The following is a 17,189-nucleotide window of genomic DNA, read 5'->3' as shown; positions in this document are numbered from 1 at the left end:
AGATCGGCATGGCAGACATCGATAGGCAATGATGCCCGCAGTCACCAGCGGCCACATCATACCGCGGATGCGGGGTCAGAGATGGGAGAGCACGGCCGAGATCAGCTCGCGTTCGGTGGTGATGTCCAGCTTCTCGTAAAGCCTGAGCTTATGGTTCTTGACACCGCCGGTGGTGATGTTGAGCTGCGCGGCGATTGCGGCGTTCGAATATCCCTTCAAGGAAAGGGCGAGAATTTCCTGCTGCCGCTGGGTCAACTGATGAACCCGCGCGAAATGCGAGAGGCGCTCGTCGAGCCCGAAGCTATTGCGTCGGAGCAGATAGACCTCGGCGCCGGCCAGGAACGCGTCGGGGCAGTCGTCATTCAGCCGTGTCAGCGACCAGCCATCGCGGCCGGACGTTTCGGCGATGCGGACGGAACCGATTTCCGCCGGCTGAGGCTCCCGGTCGAAGGCCTGTGCGGCGGCGAGCGACCAAGTATCCGACTGGTAGAGCACCGTGTTGTTGGCGTTCATGATCATGACTTCGGGCTTGCCGCTGGTGTTGTGATGCAGGAACAGCGAAACCTGACGATCGATCGCACGCAGGATATGCTGATTGTGCATCTCCACCAGCATGGTCTGCAGCTCGCGCGCCAGCGCCAGTTCCTCCTGCGAGAAGAGATTGCCCTGCCGGTCGAGGCAAAGGGCGAGAAAGCTGCCGTCGCTGATCGGAAAGAGCAAAGCCAGCTCGTCCTCGATGCCGAGCGTGGAATCGACGTAGCGGGCATAGACCCTGTCGAGGGTGCCGTTGCTGCGCAGTTGGCCCAGGCTGAATACCCGCGCATCGGCCTGGTCCGTTCTCTTGGAGAGCGGATCGTGCTGCCACATCCTGTCGGAATACAGTGCCTTGGCGTTCACGTTCATGCCGTTTTCGGACACGATCAGCGGTTTGCTCAGCGCGTCGTAACGGGCGATGATCCAGAGGTCGCACGGGATCATCTGCCGCACGAGTTCGACCATGCTTTCGTAGAAGTTGGGATGACCGAGATTACGAAGCGCGGCGGCCATCAATGCGCCGAAACCCTGGGGCAGGCCGGACGCTGTCGATAGGGGCATGCTCTTGGACATGAACGGGTCTTTCAGCGGTGTTTCATGCATCGACGCAATTTTCATGCCGGCTCCTGAACAGGCGCACGGCCCGGGCGACGGGCGGTGACTGCGGTCACTATGGATACCGGAATGGGCAATTGTCTATTGTGAGTGCGCGATTTCTAATCAATTAAGGTCGCCAAAAGGCGCCAGCTCAGGGGAATGACCAGATGATCGATGACAGCAAGCGTGCAAAGCCGTTCAACCTCTCGCGCCGGGAGCTCCTGCGTCACGGTGCCAATGCCGCACTGTTCGCGACCATCGCCTCGCAGGTCGACCTGACCAGGCCCGCTTTCGCGAACGAGCAGAAGCTGACGGGCCCGCTCAACGTGCTGGCATGGTCTGGCTACAACGATCCCGAATTGATGAAGGGCTTCACCGAGCTCACCGGCGTCGAGCTCAACGTCAAGGAAGCCGAGAGCAACGGTGCCCAGCTCAGCCTCGTACAGGCCGGCACGGTCAAGTTCGACGTCATCAACCCGGACGCTGTCTGGACCTCGAAGTTCGCGGAAGCGGGCCTGACCCTGCCCATCGAGACGGCCAAGCTGGCCTCCATCGAAGAGACCATGCCGATGTTCCGCAATCGGCCCGAGACCATGTATGACGGTCAGGTTTACGCCATCCCGACCCGTTTCGGCGTGAACGGCTTCGTCTACTGGCCCGATAAGATCTCCGCAGAAGCCGCACTCGACGCCGAGCTTGCATGGGATCCTTCGCTGAAGGGCAGGGTGGAGATCATCGACTGGCCGGAGCTCTATCTCTGGATGACCGGCAAGTGGCTGGGCATGGAGACGCCGGAAACCGCGACCGGCGACGATCTGCAGAAGATCCTCGACAAGATGATCGCCTTCCGTCCGAACATGCGTGCCCTGCAGAGCGACATGGGTACGGTCAAGACAGACCTGGCCAACCGCGAGGCCTGGATGGTCTGGGGTTCGTCGAGCGACAACGTGCGCACGACGGCCCGCCTGTCCGGCGGCAATGTCGATCTCGCCATTCCCAAGCAGGGCGGGGCGATGTGGATGGAAACGCTTCAGATCGTGCGCGGCACGGAGCACCTTGCGTCTGCCCTCGCCTATATCGACTACATGACGAGCGCCAAGGCCATGAAGCAGATGGCATGGGGGGCCGACAAGTTCGCGGTCACCAATTCCAAGGTCAAGGATCTGCTCACCGCCGATCAGGTCAAGGCGCTCGGCCTCGACATGATGGAGGAGTGGGTTTCCAAATGCACGATGAGCCAGGCGCCCGTCGACGACATGGCCTGGGCCGATGCCTGGCAGACATTCAAGGCCGGCTGATCAGACGGCGCATAAGGGAATTTACCATGCATATCCGTGTGATCGTGCCGGTTCTCGATAGCGACGAGCTGGTTGGGAAAGCCGAGAAGGAGTATCGATCCTTCGCGGGCGACGGGGTGACAATCTCGGCCGTGCCGCTCAGGCGCGGCACCAACTCCATCGAATGCGGCTTCGATTCGACGCTGGCCGCGCCCGAGGTGATGAAGCTGGCGCAAGAGGCCGAGGCCGATGGCGTCGACGCCTGCACCATCGCCTGTTTCACCGATCCGGGCCTCGTCGGCGCGCGCGAACTGGTGTCCATTCCGGTCGTCGGGGAGGGCGAGGCGGCGCTGCATATGGCCGCCATGCTCTCGACGCGCTTTACCGTGGTGATCACGGAGAAGCCGTTCTTCTCGTTGATCCGCCGCACGGTTTCCCATTACGGCCTGTCGTCGAACCTTGCCTCGGTGCGCTCGGCGGATGCGAGCGTCATGGACCTCAACGAAAGCCATGTCGCCCACATCGTGGCGGAATGCATCGACAGCGTCGAGCGTGACGGCGCCGAGGCCTTCGTCATGGGCTGCACAGGCACCGGCTTCGATATGGCGATCACCATCGAAGACGCCCTCAAGGCGCATTTCGGCGCCTATATCCCGGTTATCGATCCGGGCAAGGTTGCGCTCCATTTCGCTCGTGCCATGGTCGCGACCGGCTTGAGCCATTCCAAGATGGCTTATCCGCGCCCGGCCTTCGATCGTCGCGAATACGAGTTCGCGTGATGGCAAGCGCGGGTCAGACGATGATGCAGGCCAGTGGCGGATCGGCCGAGAAGCGTCGGCGACGGTTTGCTGCTGCGGGCATTGCGCCGCTTATGCTCTGGCAGTTCGTCTTCTTCGTCGTCCCCGTCATCCTGCTTTTGGTGATCAGTTTCTGGCGCACACGCAGCTACCGGATGGTGCCGGATTTCACCTTCGCCAACTATATCGCGGTCTTCACCAACGGCGCGATGTGGCGTGCGCTCCTACTGTCCGTGCAGACGGCGGCTTTCGTGACGATCGCCTGTGCAGTGCTGGCCTATCCGATCGCGTATTTCATCGCCAAGAAAGCCGGGCGGCTCAAGGGTCTGTTGCTGATCGCGGTCATCGCGCCGTTCTGGATCAGCATCGTCATGCGCGTTGCGGCCTGGCGGCTCCTGCTCGGCGAGAACGGCGTCATCAACCAGTCGCTGCTGTCGGTCGGGCTGATCGACCAGCCGCTCGGCTTCCTGCTCTATTCGCCGATCGCGACGTCCATCGGCCTCATCTATGCCTATCTGCCGCTTTACGTGCTGCCGCTCTATGCCTCGATCGATGCCATCGAGGACAACTGGATCGCGGCCGCGAAGGACCTGAACGCCGGGCCGATGCGCGCCTTCTGGGAGGTGACGTTTCCTCTGTCGCTGCCCGGGCTGATCGTCGGCGCGGTGTTCTGCTTCATCTTCGGTCTCGGCGAGTTCGTGACGCCGGCGCTGCTTGGCGGCGGCAAGCAATTGATGATGTCGCAGGTCATCCAGGACCAGTTCCAACGCCGGCTCGACTGGCCCGCGGGCGCGGCCATCTCGATCGTCATGCTGGTCATCGTCTTCGCGCTGCTGGCCGTGTCGATGAAATGGTTCCGCAAGGCAAGCGGGGAAAAGCTATGAGCGCACGTTCCAGTTTGTTGCAGGAGAGGGGCGGCTTCGCGCTGCTCAGCCTCTATGCGGTGCTGATCTATCTGTTCCTGTATCTTCCGATCGCCGTCATCGTACTCTTCGCCTTCGATGCCAAGCCGATCCCCGGCCTGCCGCTAGACACGCTGACGACGGGATGGTTCGTCGAAGCCCTGCGGGACCAGAAGCTGACAGGATCGCTCCTGACCAGCCTGAGGCTGGCCGTCGTCTCGGCCATTCTCTCGACGCTGCTGGCCATGCCGGCCGCCATGGTGCTGGCGTGGCTTCCGATCCGCTTAAAATCTCTCGTGATGGCCATGGTTCTGGGGCCGGTCGTCCTGCCGCAACTCGTGCTGGGGCTCGGCCTGGTCATCCTGCTGCGCTCGGCCCCTGATCTCGTGGGCGAGCCGGCGATCATTCTCGCCCACACCACGATCACATCGAGCTACGCGACGCTTATCCTCTATTCCCGCTTCCTCGGTTTCCGGCGCAGCTATATCGAGGCCGCGATGAACCTTGGCGCAAGCGAACTGGTCGTGTTCCGCGAGGTCATCCTGCCTCTGGTGCGACCGGCCCTGATATCGGTGTTCATGCTTGCCTTCACCGATGCCTTCGGGGAATTCGTCGTGGCCTGGTTCGTCGCCGGCTTCACCGAAACGCTGCCGATCACCATCTGGACCTCGCTACGGCAGGTGATTTCGCCGAAGGTCTACGCGCTCTCCTCGGTCATCATTCTGGTGACGCTCGCCATCAGCCTCGTTTCACAGCTCTGGGTCATCCGTCAGACGCGTCTCACCAGCAAAGTACAGACCTCATGACCAATACAAAGCCTCCGGCCGTCGAGATCGACGCCATCACCAAGTCCTATGGCGAGACCACCGCGATCCGGGGCGTGTCCATGGACGTGCGCGATGGCGAGTTCGTGACCATTCTGGGCCCGAGCGGCTGCGGAAAATCCACGCTGCTGCGCATGATCAGCGGTTTCGCCGAGCCGACGACGGGCGATGTGCGGATCGGTGGGAAGTCGGTGGTGGGGCTTGCGCCCTACAAGCGCGATACCGCGATGGTCTTCCAGGACTATGCGCTGTTCCCGCACCGCACAATCGCCGAAAACATTGCCTTCGGCCTGCGGATGCGCAAGGTCGAACGTGCGGAAATCGCGCGCCGCGTCGATGAGATGCTCGCGCTGATCAACCTGAGCGGTTACGGCGGGCGGCGCGTCAGCGAGATTTCGGGCGGCCAGGCGCAGCGCGTGGCGCTGGGGCGCGCGCTCGTGGTGCGGCCATCCGTCTTGCTGCTCGATGAGCCGCTTGGCGCGCTGGACATGAAACTGCGCAAGCAGATGCAGGCCGAGCTGAAGAAGATCCACCGTGAGCTCGGGCTGACCTTTGTCGCCGTCACCCATGACCAGGAAGAGGCGCTGACGCTTTCCGACCGCATCGCCGTCATGAACGCGGGCAGCGTCGAGCAGTTCGCCGATCCCGAGACCCTCTATCGCCGGCCGGCCACGCGCTTCGTTGCGGATTTCGTCGGCGGCGCCAACCTGATCGATGCCGAAGTCGGGCCGGCTGGTGCCCTGCTTTTCCGCGGGCTGCCCCTGAGCGGCATCGCGTCGGACGCCGTGAAAGACCGCGCCATCGGCGACAAGGTCTCGCTGGTCGTGCGTCCCGAATGCGTTTCCACATCGGCACTCGGCAGCCAGACACCGGGTCCGGCCATCGAGGCTACGGTGACGGAAGTGCTGTTTTCCGGCGCCGTGCAGCAGATTGTCGGGCGTCTAGCCGACGGCTCGCTGTTCGTCGCGCACGAACAGGGCCTCAAGCCGCCGCCCGAACGCGGGTCGACTGTGCTGTTTCACTGGGACGGGTCGCTGTCCTGGCTGGTCGCCCGCTGATCTTACCGCCCCCACGAATGGACTAAAGAATGCGTGAACTCGAATTCGACGAACTGGAGGCGCTGGCGATCGGTGCCGGTGTCCTGGGAACCGGTGGCGGCAACCATCCCCATCTGGAGCTGATGTGCGCGGAAGCAGACTACCGGCGCGGCAAGCGGGTGACGATTCTCGATCCACAGGAGCTGGCCGACGATGCGCGTGTCGCGGTCGTCTGCATCATGGGCGCGCCGCTCGTCACGAAGGAACGGCTGCCGGAGCCCGTGGCGATCTGCAAGGCCGTTCGCCTGATGGAAGCCCATTGCGGCAAACCCTTCGATGCCATCATGTCTATCGAGATCGGTGGTGAGAATGCCTTCTTTGCCTTGCTCGTCGCGATGGAACTTGGCCTGCCGGTCGTCGATGCCGATACGATGGGCCGGGCGTTCCCCGAGGCGCAGATGGCAAGCTTCGCCATCCGCGGCCTCCCGGTCGCACCCTTTGCCATCGCCGACGTGCGCGACAATGCCGTGCTGATCCCGGAAGCGGAAAACGCCACCCGCATCGAGCGGATCGGCCGCAAGATCGTCGTCGAACTCGGCTCGATCGCCGGCACGTGTGCGGCGCCGCGAACGGGACGGGAAATCAAGGACCACGCCATTCTCAATTCCATCGGCCGCGCACTCGGCATCGGCAATGCCGTTCTTGCGGCGAAGCGGTCGGGCACCGATCCGGTCGAGGCCGTGCTCGATGTGGAGAAGGGCAAGCTGCTCTTCTCAGGCAAGGTGCACGACGTTTCCAGGCGCACGACGGACGGGTTCGTGCGCGGGCGGGCCGTCGTGAGCGGCAATGGCCTGTTCGAAGGCCGCCAGCTGGAGATAGACTTCCAGAACGAATTCTCCGCGGCATGGCTCGATGGCGTCCGCGTCGCCTGCGTTCCAGACCTCATCACGGTCCTTGACGAGGAAAGCGCAGAAGCCGTCGGCACCGAGGTGCTGCGCTACGGGCAGCGGGTGAAGGTGGTCGCCCTGCCGGCCGATGCCATTATGACAAGCCCGGAAGGCCTCGCCGTGGTCGGCCCGCGCGCCTTCGGTTTCGACTTCGACTATCAGCCCTTCACGGAGACGGCGCCATGAAACGGATCGGCATCGATGTCGGCGGCACCAACACGGATGCCGTCCTCTTGGAAGGCGAGCGCATTCTCCGGTCGATCAAGACCGCCACCACTGCCGATGTGACAAGCGGTATCAAGGCGGCGCTGAACCATATTCTGGAGGGTCGCGACGGGAAGGGCGCAGGCGTCGCTGCCATCATGATCGGCACCACGCATTTCACCAATGCGGTGATCGAGCGGCGCGGCCTGTCGCGGGTTGCGGTCATCCGCATCGGCCTGCCGGCCGCCCACAGCATCGTGCCGATGCAGGCATGGCCGGAGGACCTGCGCGTCGCCGTGGAGGGACCGGTCTTCCTGATCCGCGGCGGACACGAATTCGACGGCCGCAAGATCGTTGAGTTCGACCGCGAGCACATGCGAAAGATCGCGCAGGAAATCCGCGACAGCGGCGTCGGCGCCGCAGCGATCACCGCTGTCTTCTCACCGCTGACGGCGGCCTGCGAGGAAGAGGCCGCCGCCATCCTGGCGGATGTCGCTCCCGACGTGACGGTCACGCTGTCGAGCGAGCTGGGACGTATCGGGCTGATCGAGCGCGAGAACGCCACCATCCTCAACAGCGCGCTGCATGCGCTCGCCCGCCAGACGGTCGCGGCGTTCGAGGCGGCCATCGCCGACAGCGGCCTGACGGCGCCGCTCTACCTCACGCAGAACGACGGCACCGTGATGCAGGCCGCGCATGCGGCGCGTTATCCCGTGCTCTGCTTTGCCTCGGGCCCGACGAACAGCATGCGCGGCGCGCGGATGCTCTCAGGTCTGGACGAGGCGATCGTGCTCGATGTCGGCGGCACGACCACCGATGCCGGCATGCTCGTGGGCGGCTTCCCCCGGGAGGCCAACTCACGGGTGGATATCGGGGGCGTGGCCACGTTCTTCCGCATGCCGGACGTGATCGCGGTCGCGCTCGGCGGTGGCACGATCATCGATCCCGAGACGCGAAAGATCGGGCCCACCAGCGTCGGTTACCGCATTTCCGAAAAGGCCCTTGTGCGGGGCGGCGATACGCTGACCCTGACGGACATTGCCGTCCGCATCGGACGCATGGCGTTCGGCAATGCGGACCTGGTCGCAGACGTATCGGACGAGCTTGCCGCTCATGTCGAAGCGTGGATCCGGAGCCGTCTCGCCGATCTCGTCGACCGCATGAAGACGAGCGCGGCCGATATTCCCGTCATCGCCGTTGGCGGCGGTGCCGCGCTGGTGCCGGACAGCCTGCCTGGTGTCGCGAGGATCATCAAGGTGGAGCATGCCGGCGTCGCCAATGCTATCGGTGCCGCGATGGCGCAGGTGAGCGGGGAGTGCGATCAGGTTTTCTACGGTGTCTCCCGCGAGGAAGCCATCAACGAGGCCCGCGAGATCGCCGACGCCCGCGCGGCAACGGCGGGCGCAAATCCTGAGAGCATCGAGCTGCTCGATGTCGAAGACGTGCCGTTGTCCTACATTCCGGGCAATCCGCTGCGGGTGCGCGTGAAAGTCGTCGGCGATCTGGCTCTATCGGGTTCGCGCGTCTAAGGGCACCGGGACAACGGCCTCGACAGTGACGATAGTGGCTGTCGCGTGCGGGCGGATCGATGTAGATATGGCCCGATTCCCAATGAATTCCGCGGGCCCATGGAAACGTCGCTTTATCTGCCGGTCAAAGGCTTTCTCGAAAAGGCAGGTTATACCGTCAAGGGCGAAATCGGGGGATGCGACCTTGTCGGTTTGAGCGAGGGCGATCCGCCTGTTGTCGTGGTCTGCGAGCTGAAGATGAGCTTCAATCTGGAGCTCATCCTTCAGGCCGTCGATCGCGCGGCCGCGGCAGACGAGGTCTGGATCGCGGCGCGGGTCTCGGCCAAGGGCAGGGGCCGCGAGACGGACAAGCGCTACCGCGATCTCTGCCGCCGACTTGGCATCGGCATGCTCGGCCTTTCGGACACCGGCGAGGTCAGTATCATCGTCGGCTCCGTGTCGCCGATGCCGCGGACCAACCCGAAGCGGCGCTCCAGGCTCATGCGCGAACATCAGAAGCGACGCGGCGACCCTGCGCTGGGTGGGAGTACGCGCACGCCGCTGATGACGGCCTACCGCCAGCAGGCGCTCGATTGCGCCACGGCGCTGGCATCCGGCCCGATGCGGGTGCGCGACGTCAGGGCGGGCACGCCGGATGCCGGAAAGATCCTGCTGTCCAATGTCTATGGCTGGTTCGAACGGCTCGACCGCGGCGTCTACGGCCTCACCGATGCGGGCCGGGAGGCCCTTCAGCGATGGCCGCGGGACGGCATTTCCTCAACGACAAACAATCCCACATGAAAGTCCACCGCGTTAGGACGCCTTGAGCGACCCTAGTCCGAGGAGCCAGTCGCGCACGCCGGCGGCGCGCGGCGTCAGGGGGCGTCCCTTGCGGTAGACGAGGAAGAAATCGTTCGTGGTGGTCTGGGCTTCTTTCAGCGGGCGCACCAGGGCGCCGCTGGCGACAAGGTCGCCGACCGAATGCTGCCAGCCAAGGCCGATCCCCACGCCGGACAGCACGGCATGAACCACCAGGATGTAGTTGTTGAATGTCGAGACGCCGCCCGGCAGCGTGTAGTTCAGGCCGTAATGGCCAAGGAATTCCCGCCATGTCGCGCCTTCGTGATAGTGGCTATCGAGATGGAGGAGATTATGGGCCGGGAGATCCGCAAGCGATGACAGCGGCCCATGCTTTTCAAGATAACCGGGGCTGCAGACCGGAAACATCGTTTCCGCGGTGAAGGGCAGGACCTCGTAGCCCTGCCAGTCCACCCGTCCATTGGTGATCGCCATCGACACGCCGTCCGCTGGCAGATCGAGTTTCTTGTCGGAGTTGTAGAGCTGCATCTCGATGCGCGCATCGTGGCTGGGATAGGTCGATATCCTTGGCAGAAGCCAGTAGGTGCCCACGGTGATCGAGGCATAGACCTTGATGTCGGACGCCGCCGTCGAATGGATCTCGATCGCCGTGCGTTCGATCTGGTCGAGCCCGCTTTCCACAGACCGAAAAAGCTTTTCGCCGTCATCCGTCAGCTGCAACTGGCGGTGCTTGCGGTGAAAAAGTGAAGCGCCCAGTCCCGTTTCGAGCTGTCGTATCGCATGGCTGATCGCCGCTGGCGTGACGTTCAGTTCCTCTGAGGCTTTCGTGAAACTCTGCAGTCGCGCGGCAGCGTCGAACACGTAGAGCAGGTTCCCCGAAGGGATGAAGCGACGTACATCTCGCATGAGCTGAATTCATCCAAATGTGAGTTTTTTTGCTAGTCACAGCCCGTCTTCTTTGGACTAGCTCTATTCGACAGTCAAATCCTGTTTGCAGGATATCCAGCTGGCGGGGAGAGGGTTGAAGATGGAAATGCTTCACGCGGACGGTATTCGCAAGACGTTCGGCAACCTCGAGGTCCTGCGCGGCGTCAGCCTGACGGCCAACAAGGGCGATGTGATTTCGCTGATCGGTGGAAGCGGATCGGGCAAGTCGACCTTCCTTCGCTGTCTCAACTGTCTTGAGCATCCGACCGGTGGCGAGATCCGGGTCGATGGCGAGGCGATCGCCTTCAAACCCGATGGCCACGGCAACAGGGAGCCGGCGTCCAAGGCGCAGATGCGCCGCATCCGCGCGCGGCTTGCCATGGTCTTCCAGAGCTTCAATTTGTGGAACCACATGACGCTTCTTGAAAACGTCATCGAGGCGCCGGTTCACGTGCTGGGCGTGGACCGCAAGCAGGCGGTCGACGAGGGGCTGCGGCTGCTTGAACGCGTCGGCCTCTACGACAAGCGCGATGTCTATCCGGCCTTTCTCTCGGGCGGCCAGCAGCAGCGCGGCGCCATCGCCCGGGCCTTGGCGGTGCAGCCGCTTGCCATGCTATTCGACGAGCCGACATCCGCGCTCGATCCCGAACTCGTCGGCGAGGTGCTGAGGGTCATCCGTGAGCTTGCCGAGGAAGGCAGGACGATGATCCTCGTTACCCACGAAATGTCCTTAGCGCGCGACGTTTCCAACCAGGTCCTGTTCCTGCACGGCGGCCTCGTCGAGGAAGCCGGAACGCCGGCGGAGGTCTTCGGTAATCCCAAGTCCGAGCGTCTCGCCCGGTTTCTGGGCAGCTTCCATTAACAGTCCAAAAAAAGGGGAATGACATGAAAAAATATGTGCTTGGAATGATGGCCGGCGCCCTGCTTGCCATGGGTGGCACGGCGCATGCCGAAAAGACGCGCGTCGGCTTTGCGCCGGAAGCCTATCCGCCCTTCTGGGTCGCGGATGCGAACGGCAACTGGACGGGCTGGGAAGTCGATATCATCGATGCGGTCTGCGCGGAGGCCAAGCTCGATTGCGAGCGCGTGCCGGTCGCCTGGGAGGGTATCATTCCCGCACTGCTGGGCGGCAAGATCGACATGATCATGAACTCGATGCGCATCAACGACGAGCGTCGCAAGGTCATCGATTTCTCCGACAAGTACTACGAGGTTCCGACCGTCGTCGTCGCGGCCAAGTCGGCCACCGTCGACACGACGCCTGAGAGCATGGACGGCAAGATCATAGGCGTGCAGGTCTCGACTGGCCAGCAGGCCTATGCCGAAAAGAATTTCGGGGCGAACGCATCGGAGATCAGGGGCTACAACACGCAGGACGAGGTCTACCAGGATCTCGCCGCCGGCCGCATCGACGTCGCGATCGACGGCGTGGTCGCCATGAACGAGTTCCTCAAGTCGGCGTCCGGCGCGGAATGCTGCGAATCCAAGGGGGTTCTCAAGCGCGATCCCTCGACGCTCGGAGAGGGTTATGGCGTCGGCCTGCGCAAGGGTGACGATGCGGTCAAGGCGAAGATCAACGACGCCATCGCGGCCATTCGCAAGAACGGCACCTATGACGCCATCACCAAGAAGTACTTCGACTTCGACATCTACGGCGGCGACTGAGGCCAAGGGCCGGTTCGCGCTTTCACCGACGTTGCTGGAGAACGACGATTAAAGAACTGTTCGACATGATCTGGTCTCCCGCCGCCGGCAGCATCGCGCTGCTGACGACGGGAGGGTGGGGAAGCGCCATGCTCGTCGGCCTGGCACGCTCCCTCACCATCGCGCTCGGTGCCTTCGGTCTCGGGCTCTTGATCGGCATAGCCGGCGCGCTGGGCAAGCTCTCCGGCGGGGCGGTGACGCGTCAGGCCCTCGACCTCTACACAACGATCGTCCGCTCGGTGCCCGAACTCGTTTTGATCCTCATCGTCTATTTCGCCGGCGCCGATCTGATCAACGGTGTTCTGACGGCCTTGGGCCAGGCGAAGATCGATTTCAACGGCGCCATTGCCGGCATTGTCGTGCTGGGCGTCGTCCAGGGCGCCTACTCTACCGAGGTCATCCGCGGCGCCATTCTTTCGGTTCCGCGCGGCCAGATCGAAGCGGCGCAAGCCTACGGCATGTCGTCCTGGCTGGCGCTTCGCCGTATCACGCTTCCTGCGATGCTGCCCTTCGCGCTGCCGGGACTTTCCAACCTCTGGCTGATTGCGATGAAAGATACGGCGCTGCTCGCAGTGCTCGGATTTGGCGAACTGACGCAAGTCACCCGTCAGGCGGCCGGCACCACCAAGGCCTATTTTACCTTCTTCTTCGCGGCGGGCTGCATGTATCTGCTCGCCACGATGATCTCCAATCTGCTCTCGCGCCGTCTGGAGGCGCGGGCAACAAGGGGCATGGCCCATGTCTAGTGCGCTGGATGCGACCGCCCGTGAAGCGCGGGCCGGCACACGGCGCCGGTGGCTGGATGCCGGGACGCTGACGCCCGTTATCGCTGCCATTCTCTTCGGCACCTATGCGGCGCTGCAAATGCGCTGGGACTGGCTCGAAACCTATTATCCCCTGCTGCTGCGCGGCCTGGGCATGACCGTGCTTCTGGTCGTCGTCACCAGTTCGCTCGGCATGCTGCTGGCAATTCCCATCGGCCTCGTACAAGTCGTCGGCCCGAAATGGCTTGCCCTGCCCGCGCGCGCCTTCTGCACCGTCATTCGCGGAACGCCACTGCTCCTTCAGCTCTGGCTGCTCTATTATGGCCTTGGATCGCTGTTTCCGCAGTTTCCCTGGATCCGTGACTCCGCACTCTGGCCGATCCTGCGGCAAGCGTGGCCCTATGCGTTCCTGGGCCTCACCCTTTCCTATGCCGCATATGAGGGTGAAGTCTTTCGCGGCGCGTTCAAGGGCGTACCGAAGGGCCAGCTCGATGCGGCCAGGGCCTACGGCATGTCCGGTTTGCTGATGTTTCGCCGCATCTGGCTGCCGCAGGCCTTCAAGCGGGCAATGCCGACGCTCGCCGGCGAGACGATCCTCCAGCTCAAGGCGACGCCGCTGGTGGCGACGATCACGGTCATCGACGTTTATTCGGTGGCAGCCCAGGTGCGTCAGCAGACATACCTGACCTACGAGCCTCTTCTTCTCATTTCCGCCATCTACATTCTCATGGCGGTCGTCATCACCAAGGTCTTTGCCTGGCTCTCCGGACAGGGCCAGGACAACACCGCCTTGTCAAAATCCTGATTTCAAAGAGCAAGCCAATGCCACTCACTCTGGCCAAGAGCCTGAAAGCGCGACTTCGCAGCGACCAACCCGTTTTTGGCGCATGGGTCGGCATTCCCCATCCCACGGTCATCGAACTGATGGCGCGGTCGCAGTTTGGCTTCCTGCTCCTCGATGGCGAGCACTCGCCCATCGGCGTGCAGGATCTGGCAAGCCTTCTACCCTCTGCCGAACTGCATGGGACGCCCACCATCTTTCGGCCGCGGTCGAAGTCGGCAGCCGATATCAAGGCTGCGCTTGATGCTGGCGTATCGGGCCTCATGGTGCCGATGATCGAGACCGCCGAGGAAGCCCGCGCCATCGTTGCCGCCGGCAAATATGCGCCGGCTGGCATGCGAGGCATCGGCCCATGGCGGGCGTCCGGTTACTACGAGGCTTTCGAGACCTATCTTGCCGAAGCCAATGACGCCACGACCCTGATCCTGCAGTTGGAAAGCGCCAAGGGTCTCGCCAACCTGGAGGACATCCTGGCCGTCGAGGGGTTCGACGTATTGTTCGTCGGACCCGCCGACCTCGCGTCGTCCCTCGGCCTGCCCATTGGCCGGTTCGACGGCGAGATGCGTGATGTGCTGCAGCGCACGGCCGATGCCGTAAAACGCGCGGGAAAGCTGGCGGCCATCGACGTGTCGGCGATCTCGGCCATTCCGGAACTGATCGAGATGGGCTATTGCCTCTTCACCATCGGCTCGGACATGGGGTTCATCCAGGCGTCGGGCCGCGGGCTGGTCAGGGATTTGGCAGCGTTTTCGACAGGGCAGGGCACATGATCGATCTTGAGGATGCACGGCAAATCGTCGGCGCGCGCAATGTCATCGACGCAACGACGCTACGTGACCGGCCACAGGATTTCTGGATCAACACTCCGACGCAGGCGCTCGGCCTCGTAGAACCTGCCGACACGGTCGAGCTTTCCGCGATTCTGGCGCTCTGCCACGAGCATGGGCAGGCGGTCATCTTCGAGGGCGGGCGCACCAACCTTGTCGGGGCAACCCAGTCCGATGGCGAGACGTTGCTGATCTCGCTCGAACGCCTCAACCATATCGGTGCGCCCGACCGGAAGGGCATGACGATCGAGGTCGGCGCCGGTGCGATCGTCGAGGCTGTCCAGCAGCACTGCGCGGCCGAAGGCCTGCGTTTCGGTCTGGATTTCGGCGCGCGGGGAAGCGCAATGATCGGGGGCGCGCTTGCCACCAACGCCGGAGGGTTTCAGGCCCTGCGGTATGGCGTTGCGCGTGATCAGGTCCTGGGGCTCGAATGCGTGCTTGCCGATGGGACGGTGCTGAGCCACCTGACGCCCTACACAAAGGACAATACCGGCTATGACCTGAAGCATCTCTTCATCGGATCCGAGGGCACGCTGGGCGCCATTACCCGGGCCGTGCTCAGGCTGCATCCGGCGCCGCGGTCGGTCAACACCGCGCTGCTCGCCTTCGAGAGCTTCGACGCGGTCGCCGAGACGCTCGGGCTGATGCGTCGCGATCTGCACGGCACGCTGTCGTCGTTCGAAATCATGTGGGCCGAATTCTTCCATTCCAATGTCGACGCGCTTATGGGCGGCCGCTCGCCGATCGAAGGCCGCTATCCGTATTACATCCTGTGCGAATCCGAAGGGTTCGATCCCGAGGAGGATGCCGGGCTTTTCGAGCGGGTGGTCGGCCAGGCGCTGGAAACCGGTCTCATCGCCGATGCGGTGATCGCGACCTCGTCGCGCCAGCGCTCCGAGCTGTGGAAAATCCGCGAAGACTTCGAAGCCGAGATGCTGCTCTTCAAGACGATGGTCGATTTCGACCTCTCCCTTCCCGTTGCAAGCATGGAGGCCTTCGTCAACGAGGTGCAGCGCCGCCTCGATGAAGAGGTGCCCGATAATCTCGGGCTGCACGTCCTCGGTCATCTGGGTGACGGCAACCTGCATGTCACCACAGGCCTGCCGACGCCTCAGGGCAAGGGCAAGGTCCGCGCGCTTGTCTATGCCCTCATCGCGGGTTACGGCGGATCGATTTCCGCCGAGCACGGTATCGGCGTTGCCAAGCGCGATTACCTGCATTACTCCCGAACGCCCGCCGAGCTCGCCACCATGCGCCTTCTGAAAGGCGCGCTCGATCCAAAGGGCATCCTCAACCCGGGCAAGGTTATCTGACGTCTCACGGTGTGGCACACCGCACCGTGGGCTAACCAAACGAACTGCATGGAAGAACAATGGCCGGATCGTCGCTCGACAACATCGTGAACACCGATGATCTGGAGCAGGCGGCGCAGCGCTACCTGCCCCGGATGCTGTATGACTGGATTGCCGGCGGTGCGGGAGACGAGCGCGGGCTTTCCGACAACCGGGCCGCCCTCGACCGGTTCCGCTTCATGCCGCGTTACCTGCGCGACGTCGCCACCTGCTCGATTTCGAAGACCGTGCTCGGCCGCCGCTTCGCAGGGCCGTTGGGCATCGCGCCGATGGGCTATTCCGGACTGTTCCGCCCGCAGGCGGAGCTTTTCTTCGCCGAGACCGCGAAGCGTTTCGACGTTCCCTACATCATGTCCGGCGTCAGCGTGTCCTCGATGGAGGCGGCCGCGCCTGTCGCGGGCGAAAACCTCTGGTACCAGATCTACACGACTGCCGATGACGCCATCAATCGCGACATGATCCGCCGGGCGGAGGATTGCGGATGCGGCGCGCTCGTCATGACCGTCGACATCCCGGTCGCCGCCAAGCGGGAGCGCGACATCCGCAACAATATCGATATCCCGCCGAAGTTCACGCCGAAGGCGATCCTCGATGGTCTGCTCCATCCGGCCTGGACGCTGCGTTATCTGCTGGCGGGCGGCCTGCCCGTCATGGAGAACTGGGCGCCTTATCTTCCCAAGGGCGCTTCGGGGCTCGATGTGGCGAAATTCTCCCTCGAGCACGGCTATGCCTTGCAGACCTGGGACCATTTGCGGCAGTTCCGCCAGCTTTGGCCGCGCGCCCTCGTCATCAAGGGCATCCTGCATCCCGAGGACGCGCATATGGCGCGCGAGGCCGGAGCTGATGCCATCATCGTGTCGAATCACGGAGGACGGCAGTTCGACCGCGCGATCAACTCCATCGATTGCCTTCCGGCCATTCGCGAAGCGGTTGGCGCGGATTTCCCCGTCATGTTCGACGGCGGTGTGCGCCGCGGGTCGGACGTGCTCGCGCTCCTGTGCTGCGGCGTCGATTACGTCTTTGCCGGCCGGCCCTTCCTCTATGGCGCGGCCGGCTTCGGCCAGGGCGGCGTGGACCGGGCGATGGAAATCTTCACTGACGAGCTTTCCGGCCTGATGCGGCAGCTCGGCTGCCTCGATGTCGAGCATGACGATCTCAAGACGTTCATGCACGATGCAATGGACCAGGCCAAACGCTACCCGCGGGGAGAATGAGATGAGAGCCCAACCGAAACCGCGGACGTGATCGATGGCAATCGCTGGCCTGGCGAAGCCGTCAAAGCGTGCGCTTTTTGGATAGACCTCCTGTCCGAAACAGGTGAAAAAAAC

17 protein-coding genes are annotated in these 17,189 nt (G+C 63.3%); 15 read left to right on the top strand and 2 right to left on the bottom strand.

Going from position 1 to position 17,189, the window contains the following annotated elements; genetic code table 11:
* Window positions 1-75: 75 nt before the first annotated feature.
* Window positions 76-1,152, bottom strand: coding sequence for a helix-turn-helix transcriptional regulator (locus K6301_RS22120; RefSeq protein ID WP_247221003.1), 1,077 nt, complete (start codon window positions 1,150-1,152; stop codon window positions 76-78).
* Between the two features lie 146 nt (window positions 1,153-1,298).
* On the opposite strand from K6301_RS22120, the gene K6301_RS22115 reads away from it, so the two are divergent.
* The 8 genes from K6301_RS22115 (at window position 1,299) to K6301_RS22080 (ending at window position 9,428) form a co-directional block, all read left to right on the top strand.
* Complete coding sequence (locus K6301_RS22115; RefSeq protein WP_160871023.1) at window positions 1,299-2,429, top strand: ABC transporter substrate-binding protein; 1,131 nt, start codon at window positions 1,299-1,301, stop codon at window positions 2,427-2,429.
* Window positions 2,430-2,455: 26 nt separating this feature from the next.
* Entirely contained in the window at window positions 2,456-3,187 is a 732-nt protein-coding gene (locus K6301_RS22110; protein WP_160871024.1) for an aspartate/glutamate racemase family protein, read from the top strand.
* Window positions 3,187-4,089 carry an ABC transporter permease gene (locus K6301_RS22105; protein ID WP_247221002.1) on the top strand — a complete coding sequence of 301 codons (903 nt, stop codon included), beginning with the start codon at window positions 3,187-3,189 and terminating at the stop codon, window positions 4,087-4,089. Before K6301_RS22110 ends, K6301_RS22105 begins: the two co-directional genes overlap by 1 nt.
* The gene (locus K6301_RS22100) at window positions 4,086-4,913 is read left to right on the top strand and encodes an ABC transporter permease (protein ID WP_247221001.1); all 828 of its coding nucleotides are present in this window, start codon (window positions 4,086-4,088) and stop codon (window positions 4,911-4,913) included. The genes K6301_RS22105 and K6301_RS22100 overlap by 4 nt, the downstream gene beginning before the upstream one ends.
* On the top strand, window positions 4,910-5,989 hold the full coding sequence (locus tag K6301_RS22095; RefSeq protein ID WP_247221000.1) for an ABC transporter ATP-binding protein: 1,080 nt from the start codon (window positions 4,910-4,912) through the stop codon (window positions 5,987-5,989). The genes K6301_RS22100 and K6301_RS22095 overlap by 4 nt, the downstream gene beginning before the upstream one ends.
* A gap of 29 nt (window positions 5,990-6,018) precedes the next feature.
* Entirely contained in the window at window positions 6,019-7,101 is a 1,083-nt protein-coding gene (locus K6301_RS22090; protein ID WP_247220999.1) for an S-methyl thiohydantoin desulfurase family protein, read from the top strand.
* Window positions 7,098-8,648, top strand: coding sequence for a hydantoinase/oxoprolinase family protein (locus K6301_RS22085; RefSeq protein ID WP_247220998.1), 1,551 nt, complete (start codon window positions 7,098-7,100; stop codon window positions 8,646-8,648). The genes K6301_RS22090 and K6301_RS22085 overlap by 4 nt, the downstream gene beginning before the upstream one ends.
* A gap of 99 nt (window positions 8,649-8,747) precedes the next feature.
* Window positions 8,748-9,428 (top strand): DUF2161 domain-containing phosphodiesterase, encoded by a 681-nt coding sequence (locus tag K6301_RS22080; protein WP_247220997.1) that lies wholly within the window; start codon window positions 8,748-8,750, stop codon window positions 9,426-9,428.
* A 12-nt stretch (window positions 9,429-9,440) separates the two neighbouring features.
* Here the strand turns inward: K6301_RS22080 and K6301_RS22075 are convergent, their stop codons facing one another.
* Entirely contained in the window at window positions 9,441-10,352 is a 912-nt protein-coding gene (locus K6301_RS22075) for a LysR substrate-binding domain-containing protein (protein WP_247220996.1), read from the bottom strand.
* Window positions 10,353-10,473: 121 nt separating this feature from the next.
* On the opposite strand from K6301_RS22075, the gene K6301_RS22070 reads away from it, so the two are divergent.
* The 7 genes from K6301_RS22070 (at window position 10,474) to K6301_RS22040 (ending at window position 17,075) form a co-directional block, all read left to right on the top strand.
* Window positions 10,474-11,235 (top strand): ABC transporter ATP-binding protein, encoded by a 762-nt coding sequence (locus K6301_RS22070; RefSeq protein ID WP_281505886.1) that lies wholly within the window; start codon window positions 10,474-10,476, stop codon window positions 11,233-11,235.
* A gap of 23 nt (window positions 11,236-11,258) precedes the next feature.
* Window positions 11,259-12,038, top strand: a complete 780-nt coding sequence (locus tag K6301_RS22065; protein ID WP_247220995.1) for a transporter substrate-binding domain-containing protein — start codon at window positions 11,259-11,261, stop codon at window positions 12,036-12,038.
* Window positions 12,039-12,103: 65 nt separating this feature from the next.
* Window positions 12,104-12,823 (top strand): ABC transporter permease, encoded by a 720-nt coding sequence (locus K6301_RS22060; RefSeq protein WP_247220994.1) that lies wholly within the window; start codon window positions 12,104-12,106, stop codon window positions 12,821-12,823.
* Complete coding sequence (locus K6301_RS22055) at window positions 12,816-13,646, top strand: ABC transporter permease (RefSeq protein WP_247220993.1); 831 nt, start codon at window positions 12,816-12,818, stop codon at window positions 13,644-13,646. The genes K6301_RS22060 and K6301_RS22055 overlap by 8 nt, the downstream gene beginning before the upstream one ends.
* A gap of 17 nt (window positions 13,647-13,663) precedes the next feature.
* Entirely contained in the window at window positions 13,664-14,452 is a 789-nt protein-coding gene (locus tag K6301_RS22050) for an HpcH/HpaI aldolase family protein (RefSeq protein WP_247220992.1), read from the top strand.
* Window positions 14,449-15,822 carry an FAD-binding oxidoreductase gene (locus K6301_RS22045; RefSeq protein WP_247220991.1) on the top strand — a complete coding sequence of 458 codons (1,374 nt, stop codon included), beginning with the start codon at window positions 14,449-14,451 and terminating at the stop codon, window positions 15,820-15,822. The genes K6301_RS22050 and K6301_RS22045 overlap by 4 nt, the downstream gene beginning before the upstream one ends.
* A 59-nt stretch (window positions 15,823-15,881) precedes the next feature.
* Window positions 15,882-17,075 carry an alpha-hydroxy acid oxidase gene (locus tag K6301_RS22040; RefSeq protein ID WP_247220990.1) on the top strand — a complete coding sequence of 398 codons (1,194 nt, stop codon included), beginning with the start codon at window positions 15,882-15,884 and terminating at the stop codon, window positions 17,073-17,075.
* Window positions 17,076-17,189 lie beyond the last annotated feature (114 nt).

Origin of the sequence: Shinella oryzae, assembly GCF_023038235.1 — a bacterium.
In the GTDB taxonomy this organism is placed as follows: Bacteria; Pseudomonadota; Alphaproteobacteria; order Rhizobiales; family Rhizobiaceae; genus Shinella; species Shinella sumterensis.
The sequence above is the reverse complement of the archived record's forward strand: the minus strand, read 5'-3'. Positions and strand labels throughout refer to the sequence as shown.